General features: G+C 46.2%; 11 protein-coding genes. 3 read left to right on the forward strand and 8 right to left on the reverse strand.

Annotated features, from left to right (window positions below):
• Window positions 1-170 precede the first annotated feature (170 nt).
• Together RT269_RS04100 and RT269_RS04105 are read left to right on the forward strand one after the other, a co-directional pair.
• The gene (locus tag RT269_RS04100) at window positions 171-1,085 is read left to right on the forward strand and encodes an ABC transporter ATP-binding protein (RefSeq protein WP_313180715.1); all 915 of its coding nucleotides are present in this window, start codon (window positions 171-173) and stop codon (window positions 1,083-1,085) included.
• Window positions 1,082-1,939 carry an ABC transporter permease gene (locus RT269_RS04105; RefSeq protein ID WP_313180716.1) on the forward strand — a complete coding sequence of 286 codons (858 nt, stop codon included), beginning with the start codon at window positions 1,082-1,084 and terminating at the stop codon, window positions 1,937-1,939. Before RT269_RS04100 ends, RT269_RS04105 begins: the two co-directional genes overlap by 4 nt.
• A gap of 352 nt (window positions 1,940-2,291) precedes the next feature.
• On the opposite strand, the gene RT269_RS04110 is transcribed toward RT269_RS04105, so the two are convergent.
• The 8 genes from RT269_RS04110 to RT269_RS04145 all read right to left on the reverse strand — a co-directional run bounded on the left by RT269_RS04110 (window position 2,292) and on the right by RT269_RS04145 (window position 13,680).
• The gene (locus RT269_RS04110) at window positions 2,292-4,667 is read right to left on the reverse strand and encodes a glycoside hydrolase family 9 protein (protein ID WP_313180717.1); all 2,376 of its coding nucleotides are present in this window, start codon (window positions 4,665-4,667) and stop codon (window positions 2,292-2,294) included.
• A gap of 21 nt (window positions 4,668-4,688) precedes the next feature.
• Complete coding sequence (locus tag RT269_RS04115) at window positions 4,689-5,150, reverse strand: RidA family protein (RefSeq protein ID WP_313180718.1); 462 nt, start codon at window positions 5,148-5,150, stop codon at window positions 4,689-4,691.
• A 76-nt stretch (window positions 5,151-5,226) separates the two neighbouring features.
• On the reverse strand, window positions 5,227-6,837 hold the full coding sequence (locus RT269_RS04120) for an N-acyl-D-amino-acid deacylase family protein (RefSeq protein WP_313180719.1): 1,611 nt from the start codon (window positions 6,835-6,837) through the stop codon (window positions 5,227-5,229).
• Window positions 6,834-7,955 carry an alanine racemase gene (locus tag RT269_RS04125; protein ID WP_313180720.1) on the reverse strand — a complete coding sequence of 374 codons (1,122 nt, stop codon included), beginning with the start codon at window positions 7,953-7,955 and terminating at the stop codon, window positions 6,834-6,836. The genes RT269_RS04120 and RT269_RS04125 overlap by 4 nt, the downstream gene beginning before the upstream one ends.
• A gap of 17 nt (window positions 7,956-7,972) precedes the next feature.
• The gene (locus RT269_RS04130; RefSeq protein ID WP_313180721.1) at window positions 7,973-10,489 is read right to left on the reverse strand and encodes a beta-mannosidase; all 2,517 of its coding nucleotides are present in this window, start codon (window positions 10,487-10,489) and stop codon (window positions 7,973-7,975) included.
• A gap of 15 nt (window positions 10,490-10,504) precedes the next feature.
• Window positions 10,505-11,329: a carbohydrate ABC transporter permease gene (locus RT269_RS04135; protein ID WP_313180722.1), complete on the reverse strand. Its 825-nt coding sequence runs from the start codon at window positions 11,327-11,329 to the stop codon at window positions 10,505-10,507.
• 2 nt (window positions 11,330-11,331) lie between these two features.
• Complete coding sequence (locus RT269_RS04140) at window positions 11,332-12,255, reverse strand: carbohydrate ABC transporter permease (RefSeq protein ID WP_313180723.1); 924 nt, start codon at window positions 12,253-12,255, stop codon at window positions 11,332-11,334.
• Window positions 12,256-12,336: 81 nt separating this feature from the next.
• A complete protein-coding gene (locus RT269_RS04145) occupies window positions 12,337-13,680 on the reverse strand; it encodes an ABC transporter substrate-binding protein (protein ID WP_313180724.1) in 1,344 nt (447 codons plus the stop codon).
• A gap of 253 nt (window positions 13,681-13,933) precedes the next feature.
• Between RT269_RS04145 and RT269_RS04150 the strand changes: the two genes are divergently transcribed.
• The gene (locus RT269_RS04150) at window positions 13,934-14,572 is read left to right on the forward strand and encodes a helix-turn-helix transcriptional regulator (protein WP_313180725.1); all 639 of its coding nucleotides are present in this window, start codon (window positions 13,934-13,936) and stop codon (window positions 14,570-14,572) included.
• The last annotated feature ends 115 nt before the right edge of the window (window positions 14,573-14,687 follow it).

The following is a 14,687-nucleotide window of genomic DNA, read 5'->3' on the forward strand; positions in this document are numbered from 1 at the left end:
AGTTATCTTTTGTTCTTTGAAGAAAATCGAGGTTGCCGGAAATCACTGGCATTCCAGATAAATGAAAGTCTGAAACGACATTACCAATTATAATTATAATGCCTGGACGGTTTGCTCATTCAAGCTTTCCGTCCTTTTTAAAACCTGCTTTGCCTATGGGAGATCATACTATGAACAAAATTATAGAGGTAGCCGACCTAAGAAAAAATTACGGCAAAATAAATGCGGTAAAGGATATCAGTTTTTATGTGGAGCAGGGGAAACTGTTTTCCTTTCTTGGTCCTAATGGGGCAGGAAAATCCACTACCATTGATATTTTATGTACCTTATTGGATTTTGATAAAGGAGAAATCACGATCAACGGACTTGACCTTCGGCACGATAGTCAGGCTATCCGGGAAATGATCGGCGTAGTATTCCAGGACAGTGTGCTTGACACGTTACTGACTGTAAGAGAAAATCTGACCATCCGGGCAGGCTTATATACATCGGATAAAGCCAGGATCAAAAATGCCGTATCTGAAGCCGTGGCAGCAACGGAATTGAGTGAATTAGCAGACCGGCCTTACGGGAAACTTTCAGGCGGTCAGCGTCGCAGGGCAGATATTGCCCGTGCGCTGATCCATACGCCCCAAATCCTGTTCCTTGACGAACCGACTACCGGTCTTGATCCTCAAACTCGGAAAAGCATTTGGAATACAATCAGACAGCTTCAAATAAAAACAGGTATGACGGTTTTTCTGACGACCCATTACATGGAAGAAGCCGCTGAATCGGATTATGTGATTGTCATCGATCACGGGGAAATCGCAGCCAAGGGCACGCCTGCCGCATTAAAGACGCGGTATACCACAGACACCTTGAGAATGTCCATTCTGGATGAAACATCCCTGCGGCAAACCTTGGAGGAACTAAAGCTGGATTTCACCATTTCGGCAAGCGAGTTTGTTGTAAAGCTGCCGGATACTATGGCAGCTATTCCCATAGTAGAAAAATGCCAAAGCTATATCAACAGCTTTCAGGTCCTGCAGGGTACCATGGATGAGGCCTTTATCAGCATTACAGGAAAGGAGCTGAGACATTGAATATTTTTATAGAACGTAATTTGAAGCTGTTTTTTCGTGACAGACTCACAGTATTTTTTTCTCTGATGTCCGTTTTCATAATAATCGGGCTTTATGCATTGTTTTTAGGAGATGTATGGATGAACGATTCCATGAAGGATCTTAAGAATGCCCATGCCTTGATGAACAGCTGGCTGGTGTCAGGACTTCTTACAGTGACTTCCATGACAACCACAATGGGCGCGTTTGGTATTATGATCGATGATAAAGTCCTAAAGATCAATAAGGATTTTGATTCTTCCCCCATCAAAAGAAGCAGCATAACTGGAGGTTATATTGGAAGCTCTTTTTTAATTGGTGTAATTATGTCCCTTGTTATGGCTGTGGTTGGGGAAATTTATATTGTGAACAGCGGCGGAGAATGGCTTACTCCAATGGCCTTCATCAAGGTCTTTTTGTTAATACTTCTTACGGCATTAACTAATACCTCTTTGGTTTGCTTTGTGGTGTCTTTTTTCAAGACCCATAGCGCATTCAGCACAGCCAGTACCATTCTTGGCACTCTGATCGGGTTTCTGACCGGCATATATCTTCCCATAGGAACTTTGCCTGCATCGGTGCAAACGGTTATAAAAGCATTTCCTGTTTCCCATGGCGCATCTCTGTTTCGCCAGGTGATGATGGAGGTGCCCATGGGGAAATCTTTTGACGGAATACCTGACATCTATTTAGAAGAATTTAAGGAGTACATGGGAGTGACTTTCCGCTTTGGAGGGCATGAGGTGACGGCGACGGCCAGCATTGTGGTCTTACTTTGTACTGCAGTTGTGTTTTATAGCCTTTCCCTTTTTAATATGCTGAGAAGAAATAGATAGAGAGAGTAAAACAGGGACTTCCTGCTGCTCACCTTCCTCTCCGTTCATCATACGATAACCACAGATGGGAGGAAGGGAAGGAAGGGAGAACCCGGCTTATTTCTAAGTCTATACACAAAGAAAGAGGAGGCCTCAAAAGCGAATTTTTTCAACTTCATACAATGATATTGTAGATATTGTAATGAGTTTTAAAATTACTTTTGAGACCTCCTCTGTAAGATATCCGTTTACATTTCTTTTATATAGCTTTCCGCCATATCAACTGCCATATCAACTGCCACATCAATTGCCCGTTTTTCCGGGATTCCGATCTTCATATCGAAATAACTGGCCGTAAGCAGTCGCCTTACACTTAAATCAAATCAGCTGCGACCCACATAAAACGTCCCGGCGGCGTTGTCCACACTTCTCTATATGTAGCTATATTAGCAGGCGGCCAATAAGGAAGGTCTTCATTCCCTCTGGTCTGGACGCCAACCGGCATCTCTCCAACAGTTTCTCCAAGCAAAGCCGTATATTCCTGGCCGTAATGGTTTCCTTCCCCGTAGATCAGAGACTGGCCGAAGGGGTTCTTTCCAAGGGTCCAGTAAAGCTGCTCTCTGGCAATTTCAATTAACTCCCCATCACCGAAATATGTTCCTATGATGGAAGCCGCTTTTCCCATGGACAGCTGGATCGCTGAGTTTCCGCGGTAAGAGAACCACACCGGGAAGGTTCTTATATAGTATCCATCTCCAAGATCAATGCCCTGCTTCAGCTGTTCCACATAATTGCCCCGTTCTCTTTCATAATCAACCTTTGGGTGCACCACATGGAAGGCTTCCTGGTCCTCTGCCTCGCTGATGTGATGGATTCCGGCCGGCAGCATGCCATAAGGAGCCGTATATTTCTGTAGGCCTTTTAAATACTCCCCATGAAGCTTTAAGCCTTCTTCCCACACGGCCTTGTTTTCATGCTCTGCAAGTGCACCGCATACCTCTGCCAGGGCCATGGCAAAAACCTGATCCCTCGCCTGATGGGAGAAATGGACGATATGTGTTTTGCTTTCATCTCTGCAGAAGAATCCCCTCATGGGCAGGTCATTCCTGGTTTCCTGGCAGGAAATCACCTTATCTGCAAATTCGGCAGCCTTATCATAAAAATAGCTGTCTCCGGTAATCTTGTAAATCCTGGCCGCAGCCCATGCTGCAACCGCATAGTATTGGGAAAGACTGGAGCCTGCCGTATGTTCCAGCAAATGATAGGGTCCTTCCACGCCAACTTCCCGGAACCGCTCATCGGCAAAACGAAAATCCTCTTTCGCTGCATCTGCGCACTTCCATGCCAGCTCCCGGTCCAGTTCCTTAAAGGCTTCTCCTGCTCCGGCTTCTACCGCAGCAAAAACAAAGTTTTCAAAGGACCGGTTGTGAACATCTGCTTCACAATCGTCCATATTTCCGATAAAATTGTCTGTCCATCTGCGGATTGCCGCATGGGATGCACGGTAGCCGTCTCCAAAACGCATACGAAGCACAAAATCCAGTCCCCAGTTGGCTTCTTCCATCATTCTGCGGTACAGCATTGGATCAGAATCCTTCACCTTCCCTGCGGAAGCGATCATGGCATCTAAGATCTCTGCCGTCTGCATGGTCTGCTGGGAAACATCTGCCGCATCGTGCCAGCCGCCAGCATACAATAGTTTCACCCCGTTGTGTTCTGCGATCACATCCTGATGGCAGGTTCCATGACAGTTAGGAACCGGATAGCCGCACCGCTCACAGTACATGAAATTGGTCAGTTTCCATAAGGTGCTTTTCAAGACATCATTTCCTATGATAAACCGCTCACTTACCGTATTTCCAAACCGGATCCTGTATGTACCTTCGGTTTTTAAGTCCGAGAAATTCAATACCCCGAAGCTTCCCAGATGGTTTTCCACCTTCTCAATCTGTCCACGGTATGCCACCTCTTCCTCTAAGCCGTCTTCTTCTTTCACGATTTCAAACTCTTTGGCTGAGGTATTGGCAATTGCTGTTTTTCTGCCATCTGCAAAGTAACCGGTTGTAGAATATACTACTTCCTCTTCCTCACACTGCCATCCATGAACGACTCCTGGTTTTACCTCCTGAAGCTGTATATCGCAAAGCTCGAATCTTAAGTCATCGCCAGTGCTCACTTCCTTGCCATAGCGGTGAATGTTAAATGAAATTTCCTCGATTGCATCATGGGCAATGGAATCGATCTCCCAGGTACAGGTATTCCATTCATTATTTTTCAGATTGATGGCATTAAAGCCTTCTCTTGAATAGACATCCGGTATCTTGGTTGCCCCATTATTGACAAACCCGACACGTACGATTGGGCTGTGAAGGCCGGGGCAAATGGGACGGATCTTAAACCATATCCGGTTTCCTTTTCCCAGTTCCAGCCCCTTCACATTCAGTCTTGCAATATAGCTTCCAAAGGTAGCATAAAGTCCTGCTGCCGCATCGTTTGCCCTGACTTCATTCTCCGGCCAGTGGTCTGCCCGTGATTTTGTTTCCAGATACAATATATTTCCAGCCTTTACCTGAACTTCTCCCTCACCGTCAAAGCTCCATGGCTCCAGGCTGGTTCCATCCCATAAACTCACGGAGGACAAAACCGGCTTTTTCAGATTATAGGTCTCCATGCTTTTGTCGTACTCCGGTTTTAAGGGGTAATGTACGTATAATGACTCTATTAAATTTTTTTTAAATTGACGATCCATTTTTATCCCTCATCCAAAAGATTATTTTTCAATTTCAAATATAGCTTCCGTCTCAACAGGAATATTTCCAGGCAATACGTTGACGCCTATGGCTGAACGGGCCGGTACATTCTCCTGGCCTAAAAGCTGTAACAGTAATTCACTTCCTCCATTTGCCACAGCCGGCTGCTCATAAAAGGTATCTGCACTTGCCACAAAGGTAAGAATTTTAATCGCACGCTTAACCCGGTTCAAATCCCCGATTTTATCCTGTAACACTGCAAGAACATTTAACATGGCATCTCTGGAAAAGGCTTTTCCTTCTTCTGCGGTAAATTCATTTCCAAGCTTTCCACGAATCCCTTCTCCTCCGATCACCGGCCCGCAGCCTGATATATATACCAGGTTGTTTCCAAATTCCTGGCACGGGGCATATACTCCTCCTTTAGGCGGAGCTGCCGGGATCTCCAAATTAAGTTCCTTCAGTTTTTCATAAATATTCATGTCTGCTTCCTTCTTTCCTTTTTTCTGCCCGGCTTCTCAGGGCATATAAGTATGCCTGGAAGGGGGTTCCTTCAATTTATTTAAAGCCCTTTCTTAACAGCTTCCCACTGGTGCGGTCCACAAGAATGCCGTCTGCCAGCACCTGTTTTCCCCCCACCAGCACCAGGCCCATGCCCGTACACGGGTCATGCTTTCCGGTGTAATCTGCATGATCTAAGAAACTCTCCGGCTGAAATACCAGCACATCTGCCTGGTATCCGGGCCTTAAAAGCCCCCTGTTTTCCAGGCCCATCCGTTTTGCAGGCTGATAGGTCATCTTACTGATGGCCTGCTCCATGGACAGCACCTTTCGCTTTATAACAAAATCATTTAAAAATCTGGCAGTCGTCCCAAGGAGGCGGGGATGGGCGTTCTTTCCGTCACCGCCGTACAGGGAGTCAGAAATCAATAGGGTAAAGGGGAGGCAGGCCACCGCATCCACATCCTGCTGGGACATGCTTAACACAATAATTCCCACTTTCCCGTTTTCCTCCACAAGTAGGTCCGCCACCAGATCGGAAGGTTCTTCATATTCCAGCTTTTCCGCCAGCGCTCCGATTGTCTGTCCCTGCATAAATGCATTTTTCTCAAGGGTGACGGAGCTGATGATGATCCGATCCCAGCCAATGCTTTCCGACATATTATCCCAGCCCTGGTGAACCTTATTTAACTCTGAGCGCAGCCTCTCTTTCCCCTCTGGACCTGATAATCCTTTAACCAGAGCCTCAAAGGACTCTTCCATAATGGTTGGTGGAAGTAAGGACTGGAGGGTGGTGGAACCGCCGTCATAGGGGTAAAAATCCGCAGTGACATCCTGCCCTGATTCCCTTGCCTGTTCAATCCTCTGAATCGCCTCGAATATCTTGCTATTCCAGTTCTTGATTCCCGTTGATTTCAAATGGCTGATATTTAAGGGAACCCCTGCCTTTGCCGCCACATCGATCACTTCTTCCACCGACTCCACCAGGCTGTCCCCCTCTCCCCGGATGTGGGTACAGAGAATGCCGCCATTTCCGGCAGCTGCCTTTACAACTGCCGTAAGCTCCTCCCTGTTTGAATAGCATTCCGGCTGATACATGATTCCCAGCGTAATCCCAAAGGCTCCCTGGGCCAATGCATCTTTCACATACTCCTGAGCCTTTTTAAGCTCTTCTTCCGTATATGCTTTGCTTCCAAACCCCTTTAAAGCTACCTTGATGCTGTCCGAAGCCGCAAAAAATCCCATGTTGAGCGGCAGGTCTGCTGCTTCCAGGGCTTTCCTGTAATCTTCATAGGTTTCAAAGGCCAGATCATCAGGAAGTCTTCCGATCACCGGCTCCAGGTAATCATATAGTTCCTTCCTCCACGAAGGAACCGAAGGCACAGGTGCAAGACCGCAGTTTCCCACAAAGGTGGTGGTGATCCCCTGGGCCAGCTCTATTTCCCCAAAATGAGGGTTTGTAAAAGGCGCAATATCGCAATGACGGTGAATGTCAATGAAACCGGGAGTTACCGCCTTCCCGGAAGCATCGATCACCTGGGCGTCTTTCTTTTCAATATCCGTGGCAATATCAATAATTTTTTCCCCCTCTATGAGAATGTCGCTCTGATACGGCGGTTCTCCGCTTCCGTCATAAATCAGTCCGTTTTTGATCAGAATATAACTCATATCAGCATCCCTCTTGCATCTACTTTTTGTTTTCTGAGAGAACCATTTTCCAGAATATAAACAGAATTCTGCATATTAACAGCCGTACATACATGGATAGGGATCAGGGACAGAACCTGACCCACTTGCAGCCCGGTCTCCCCGTTAATGGCCGTGATGATCCCATGCTCTTCATTCATCCGTGACAGCTTTAGATTGTCATCTCCTTCCACCACCGCATATCCGGGATAGTAAAACGGCGGCTGTCCCGGAACCACATCCGTTGGAAAGCACTTGGTTCCTCCGTCCACCACGGCATATTCCGAATGCTGGCAGCTGACTACCGTCGCATAGAACCGGACAGCGATCTCACTGATATGGGCTACCTTTTCCTTGGTCAGCATAAAATCATCAAAAATATAGGTGCCAGGGCGGATCTCATTTACCATTCCCGTCTGTGCTACCTGGACACCGGTGGGGGAAGAACCGGCGCTGATGTCCTGTATCTCCACTCCCGCGTCTTTCAACATCCTGGCAGTTTCAGCCATCATGTTTCCTTCTTCCTCAGCAGCCAGCAAATTGTCCTCCGTTGGCTTGCCGGATAAGATCAGGCTCTTAAACGTAAATATACCTGTGAGGTTTAAATGCTTCATCTGCTTAAGGGCAAGGGCCAGCTCCACCGCCCGGTCCATGGGCACTCCCGTGCGTCCGGCTCCCGTATCGATCTCCATACGGACTTCCAGGATCATATCCTGGTCAGAAGCTGCCTGATTCAGCGCCTTCGCACCTTCCAGGCTGTCAATGGTCAAAATAAGCCTTTTGATCCTTTTTGCCAACGCAATCGCCCTCTGGACACGGAAATTCCCGACCATAGGATAAGCTATAAAAACATCCTCCATGCCTCCGTCAGCCATGACCTCCGCTTCGCTTACCTTGGCACAGGTGATCCCGCTTGCACCGGCCTTCCTCTGCATTTCGGCAAATAAGGGCATTTTATGGGTCTTGATATGAGGGCGCAGCCGGCAGCCGGCCTGATCAGCTGCTTCCTGCATCCTTCTTATATTTTTTTCCGCCAGATCTACATCAATAACCAGGCAGGGTGTCTCTAACTGTTGTATCTGTTCCTGTGTAAGTTTCATCTTTATTTCCTCCCTTCTCAGCTTTCATAACTGTCAGCCACACTCCGTACCACCAGGTTTTCTTTCACCTGGTCTGGGCTCATCTGGTCTTTAAAGTCTTTTTTGCTTACGTGAACGGTAACTCCTTCCGGCGAAGTGATATCAAAAAAGTTATCAGAGAAAATAACATCAAAGTCTTTAAAGTAAAGCTCCACATACTGGCAGAAACAGGAAGCTTTCACCGTAATATCAAAGCTATGCTCTGATTCTGAAACCGAAACATCATAAGCCGGGGCATTATAATCAAAATGCTTTGGTTTTACAAACAACACCGTCCGTTCCGAAAGAAGTTCTTCTCCCCTGTATAGCCGGAATACGGAAAAAACAGAAGAACAAAGGGCCTCATCACCGGTCCATGGGGAAAAATCCGTTTCCATGCACTTTAACACCGACAGCGCCGGCAGTTTCCCTTCCCATGCTTCTTCCCATAATACGCGGAACTTATGATCCTTAAGGAAAATTTCCGCTCTGCACTGCTGTTCCTCCCTGGTATCATTATGAACATAATAGGAAACATGAGGAGAGAGTTCCTTCTCTTCACCGATGGAAATGGTAAAAGGCGCATAAAACCTGCGCGCTCCGTAATGGAGCGCTTTCCAGCGTCCGTAATAGTCAATGCCCGCCCAGGATGCCACCGGCCAGCAGTCATTGAGCTGCCAGTAGAGAGAGCCCATGCATTGCCCCCGCTTTCTTCTCCAATGTTCCACACCGTATTCAATAGCCTTTAACTGGAGGATCTGGGAGATATATGCCAGAGAATCCGTATCCTTTGGATAAAGGAAGTAATCTGCTATGTAGTTTAATATTTTTCCATTAGCCGCCGGGTTTTTCTGGTGGGATTCCATGACCCTGCTGAAAATATTCCGGTCCTCCGGCAGGGTAAAGGAGGCTATGGTTTTGCTGTGCGGAAAGGATTGAAATCCGTATTCTGAGCAAAAGCTGAAGTCACCATATTCCGTAAATGGCTTTCCTGAATGCCAGACCTCCCAGTAATGCTGATCTCCCCGGTTGGTCGCATTGGGATTGTCAAAGGCTCCTCCCGAAGACGGAGAAGATGGCCAGAAAAAGGTAGTGTCATCACAGGCCTTAATTGCCCGGGGAAGTATATATTCAAAGATCTTTGTATAGTCCGCTTTATATTTGGGGTGATGGCCTTTCAGCCTTGCCCACTCATCTGCCCAGCCCCATTCCATCTCATTATTTCCGCACCACAGGGCCAGACAAGCATGGTGCCTTAAACGGCGCACATTGTCCTTTGTTTCTTCCACAATGTCCTCTTCAAAGGTGTCGTTTAATGCATAGACATTGCATCCAAACATCAGGTCCTGCCAGATTAATATTCCTTCTTCATCGCATTTATCATAGAAATAATCATCAGGGTAATAACCTCCGCCCCAGACTCTTAAGCAATTGAAGTTTGCGGAGGCACAGTCTTCGATCAGCCGTGCAGTCCTCTCCTTGGACACCCTTGTTAAAATATTATCTTCCGGAATATAATTTGCTCCCATGGTAAATATTTTTATACCGTTTACCGTAATGGCAAACTCGTTTCCGTATTCATTTTTATCTGTGCTGACGGTCACGGTCCGAAGGCCGATCCGGCACTCATAGGTATCATGGCAGGTTCCCGCCTCATCTAGCAGGCGGATGTTCACCCTGTATAAGGGATGCTCTCCCAAACCGTTGGGCCACCATATCCGGGGGTGGGGAATGATTTCTTCATACTGCCATTCTCCGCTGTTACGGACTGTCCTGGATACATGCCTGCCTTCCGGATCTGTTATTTCAGTCTCAGTAAGCCATGTCTGCCTGTTTTCCTGTCTTTCTTCATAAAGGGACAGCTGATTGATTTTCACCTCAAATTTCAGTCCTACTCTGCCGCTGCTCCCATGCTCCTGCCGGATATGGACATCCTGAAGCTTTGCTTCGCTGAAATATTCTATGGCTATATCCCGGAAAATTCCCATATCCGGAAGCTGGGGACCCCAGTCCCATCCAAACATATAATGAGCCTTGCGAAGTGCCGCATTTCCGTGGATACATCCGGTGGAGGCATAGAAGATATCATTTTCCTCATCCTCTTTCCTTACAAACTCCAGCGGGGAGTGAAATAAGACCTCTATCCGGTTTTCCCCTTCCTGTAAGTACTCTTTTACAGGGAAACGGTAGGCTCTGTGCATATCCCTGGTTTCCGCCACCAGGCAGTCGTTGATGCGGATGGAGGCAATGGTATCAATCCCGGCACAGACAAGTTCTGCGCGGGAAAAATCCAAATCCTCTCCTGTCACCGGAAAGCTTCTCTTATAAAGATAATCATTTGCCATCAATTCCCGGACAGCATACTCGTTGCATCTCCAATAAGGATCCTCGATCAGCTTATGTTTCAGCATATGGCTGATCACCGTTCCCGGCACTTCTCCCGTATATACGGCATCGTGGGAGGTTCCTACGGGTTGCCATTTCCAAACCCCATTTAATGATTGTATTTTTCGCATAGTTTCACCTGCTCATTACGCCTTCAAACCACTGGTTGCAATTCCTTCCACAAAGTTTTTCTGGAAAACCGCAAAGCATACAATGACCGGGAGAACAAATACAACTGCCGCCGCCATCAGCCTTGCCCAGTCTATGGAATACTCACTCATATACTGCTGAAGACCCAGAGAAAGGGTATACATACCTGGCTTTGTTATAAAAATCAAAGGATACAAATAATCACTCCATGCATCTAAAAAGGCATATATCCCGATCGTAGTCAAAACCGGTTTACAAAGGGGAAGTGCGATTTTATAATAACGCTGGAATTCTGTGGCACCGTCGATTTTCCCCGCCTCAATCAGGCTGTTAGGAATGCCTGCAAAAAACTGCCGGACAATAACAATATAATATGCCTTTCCAAAAAATGCAGGAAGGATCAGGGGAACGTATGTATTGGTAAGCCCCAGCTTAGAATAAATCTTATACAAAGGCACCATGGTGACTGTTATAGGTATCATCATCGTCGCCATGACCAGGCCTGAGATGATGTCAGCGCCTTTCCATCTGATTTTCACCAGTGAATATGCGACCATAGGCGTGACCAGAAGCTGGCCTATGAGTGAAATAGCCGTGATAAACACCGTATTTCCCATGTACTTAAAATATGGGATTGCTGCAAAGGCTGCCGGATAGTTTTCCTTCACCCATTCACGGGGAAACAGCCTTACCGGAATAGTGAATGCATCGTTGTTGGTCTTGAAAGAAGTGAGCACCATTACCATAAAGGGTGATATGAAAATCAAAGCCAGCACGGCAACCATAGCAAAAAATAAAATTTTGCTTATATATTTCTTCATCCTTATTCACCTCCGGCATTTTCTGTTGCTTTTCTTGTTACCTTTGTCATAATAACCGTCAGAATCGCAACAATGACAAACAGCAGCCACGCCATTGCCGAAGCCTTACCCATCTTTAAATAAGTAAATGCATTATGGAATACATACAGCGGATACATGAGAATGGAATTCTCAGGACCGCCGGCGGCACTTCCGCCTTTTACTCCGGCATTAGCGGTAATAATGATGTATACCTGCTGGAAATACTGGAATGCATTTATGATGCTTAAAATGGCCTGATACACAAGAACATGAGCAATGCATGGTACCGTAATATAGAAGAATCTGGAAGCTTTTCCGGCTCCGTCGATCTCGGCTGATTCGTAGTAACTTTTTGGCACGGACTGTAAAGCTGACATACAGACCAGCATCATGGTACCGGTGTTCCACGTTCCCATGAGGACCAGCGCCCACTTGGTATAATGGGCATCCATCAGCCATGCCGGTCCGTTGATGCCAAACCAGCTTAATACGTTATTGATGTAACCGTAGGTAGGGTCAAACATCCAGATCCATACCATAGTCGCAGCAACCATGGGGATTACGGAAGGCAGGAAAAATGCTGTCCTGACAAACCCCCGCCCCTTAAAATTGGCGCATACGATGCTGGCCAGAAGCAGCGCTACGAACAGGTTGATGGGCGTAGATACAAAGGCCATAAATAAGGTATTTCCCAGGCTCTTCCAAACAAGAGGATCACTAAAGATGTCTTTGAAATTATCAAGTCCCACCCACTGCGGAGCTGTTACGGCATTAAACTTTGTAAGGCTGTAATACAGAGAGCTTATCAGTGGATATACACTAAAAGCCAGAAAGCCCAGAATCCACGGAGATGAAAACAGCAGCCCATTTATAAAATCCCGCTGTGTCGCGTTTCGTCCCTTCATTCCTATTCCCCTCTCATACATGAAGATCAGGGCACTGCATTATGCAGATTTCTGCCTGCAGCGCCCTTAATAAGTGAATTGTTATTTTAAATTAGCGCTTTGTCCTGCAAGAGCTTTCAGAGCCTCTTCCGGAGTCTTTGACCCTGAGTATACGGTATCAAGTGCTGCATTGATCATGGATATGTATTCATCATAATCAGCCATTACCGGATACTGAATGCCCTTTTCCTGCTTCAGAGCGTCAATAAATTCTGTAAATCCAGGAACTGCCTTGATATCAGCATCATCATATAACGCTTTTACAGCCGGAAGATTACCGGTTCCAAGGTCAATGATCTTGGCGCCTTCCTGGCTGCAGAGCCATTTTGTAAAGTCCCAGGCTCCATCTTTATTCTTAGCCATTGCAGGTACTGCTACAGAGTCAGTCTCATAGCGGCTGGTTCCTCTCAGCTCCGGATTTGCCTGTGTACCGGGAATCAGGGTAATGCCGTAATCAACGGTGGAATTAAAGTTCTTCATCATGGTCGGCAGCCAGGAACCGTCAAGACGGAACAACTGCTTGCCCTGGAAGAACATATCCTGTTCTGTATAGCGGTTTGTATTTGCCGTACCGATAAATCCATCAAGAGCTTTTCCGCCAAACTGATTTCTGTATTTTACGTTCATATTAAGACTGTCTAAAATGCCTGCGTTATCAGGAGTGACATTAGAATCCTCATCCCACCATCTTCCGCCAAAGCCGTAGATCAGCTCCTGTCTGGCAGAAGCATATGGGAATAAGGGATATCCAAGCACCTCGATATTTCCGCTGCCATCTACCTTTGTAGCCTTTACAGCCATCTCATACATCTCTTCCATGGTTTTTGGCGGCTCGGAATATCCGGCTTCCTTCAGCAGTTCCTTGTTGTAATACATCTGGATGGTATATGCATCAAGGGGAAGGGCATACATGTTTCTGTCAATGGTATTTGCATTCATAGCCTGCTCAGAATAAATGGAAGAATCAAAGGAATCCTTGTCTGCATATGGCTGCAGGTTTTCCAGCAAGCCATTCTTCTGATACTGCACCACGGTCTGGTTGCTTATTTTGATGACATCGGGGGATTCGTTGCTGCTCATGGCTACGATTACTTTCTGTGCATCCGTAACGCTTAATCCTTCCACCTTATAGTTGCTCTGGGAAGCGTTGTACTCACTAATGGCTTTCTCATAGACAGCCGCTTCATCCCCTGTGTTGTTGTACCAGAAAGTGATCACCTGTGCTTCCTTGTTTTCTGCCGGAGCAGATGTTTCCCCGCTGGTTGTCTCCCCGCCGGCCGCAGTCGTCTGTGCGGTGGTGGCCTGTGACTGTGAACTGCTTCCGCAGCCTGTGACCGCCAATGCAGCCATACCTGCAGCCATGATAATACGAATTGCTCTTTTCATAAAATACCTCCTTCGAAAAATACGGTTTGAACTTTTTGTTGATTAGTTTTCAACATTTTGTTTAACTCATAATCAATATATACTATACTTCATGTATTTTGTCAACAATAATAATGGCGTTCTTTATATTTTTTTGTTTGTTTTTTATAATGTTAATTTTTTTATTCAACAAACACTGTATTATTACTGGACTTTATCTCACATTTCATTTATAATTTATTTAGACATTTTGTTGAAAGGATAAAATACTACTATGGGATATGTTTCTGATAACCTAAACCTGTTGTCTGACATTGCTAAATGCATTGCGATGCAATTCGGAGAAAACTGTGAGGTGGTTTTGCATGACCTTACCCTGCCATATGACCAGACAATCGTTGCAATCTGGAATGGGCATGTGACCGGAAGAAAAGTCGGAGATGGAGGCACCAATGCCGGATTAGAGATTTTAAAGGGATCCACATCACCGGATGACCAGTACAGCTATGTTAACGCCACACCTACCGGCCGGATCTTACGCTCTTCCAGCAAGTACTTCCGTGACGAATATGGAAAAGTGAACGGAAGCTTGTGCATTAATTTAGATATTACAGATATGATCAAATGTGAAAACACCTTACGGACCTTTACCTGTTCCAGCTCCCAGGCTCTTACCCAGACTCCGGAACTGTTTGTGGGAAATGTTGATGAACTGCTGGAAATCATGATGAAAGATGCCGTAAACATGACCGGAAAATCCGTGGGGAATTTGACAAAAGAAGAGAAGGTGTCTGTTGTCCATACCTTAGACGATAAGGGATTCTTCCTGATAAAAAAAGCAGCGGAAAAGCTGGCTGACTTTTTGGGATTGTCCAGATACAGCATCTATAACTATTTAAACGAAAGCCATTAGATCGCCATGATCGGTGAAAGAGTAAAGAGGGATCCCAAAAGTCGTAGAATGACTTTCGGGATCCCTCTTTTTTATATGAAACAATTACAATTCTAAAATCTCTGCAGCCGCAGCC

The organism is Lacrimispora sp. (assembly GCF_032078915.1).
Classification (GTDB): Bacteria; Bacillota; Clostridia; order Lachnospirales; family Lachnospiraceae; genus Lacrimispora.

Coding starts and splice junctions, on each gene's coding strand:
- RT269_RS04100 (WP_313180715.1), top strand. CDS start 171: ATGAACAAAATTATAGAGGTAGCCGACCTAAGAAAAAATTACGGCAAA.
- RT269_RS04110 (WP_313180717.1), bottom strand. CDS start 4,667: ATGGATCGTCAATTTAAAAAAAATTTAATAGAGTCATTATACGTACAT.
- RT269_RS04115 (WP_313180718.1), bottom strand. CDS start 5,150: ATGAATATTTATGAAAAACTGAAGGAACTTAATTTGGAGATCCCGGCA.
- RT269_RS04120 (WP_313180719.1), bottom strand. CDS start 6,837: ATGAGTTATATTCTGATCAAAAACGGACTGATTTATGACGGAAGCGGA.
- RT269_RS04125 (WP_313180720.1), bottom strand. CDS start 7,955: ATGAAACTTACACAGGAACAGATACAACAGTTAGAGACACCCTGCCTG.
- RT269_RS04130 (WP_313180721.1), bottom strand. CDS start 10,489: ATGCGAAAAATACAATCATTAAATGGGGTTTGGAAATGGCAACCCGTA.
- RT269_RS04135 (WP_313180722.1), bottom strand. CDS start 11,329: ATGAAGAAATATATAAGCAAAATTTTATTTTTTGCTATGGTTGCCGTG.
- RT269_RS04140 (WP_313180723.1), bottom strand. CDS start 12,255: ATGAAGGGACGAAACGCGACACAGCGGGATTTTATAAATGGGCTGCTG.
- RT269_RS04145 (WP_313180724.1), bottom strand. CDS start 13,680: ATGAAAAGAGCAATTCGTATTATCATGGCTGCAGGTATGGCTGCATTG.
- RT269_RS04150 (WP_313180725.1), top strand. CDS start 13,934: ATGGGATATGTTTCTGATAACCTAAACCTGTTGTCTGACATTGCTAAA.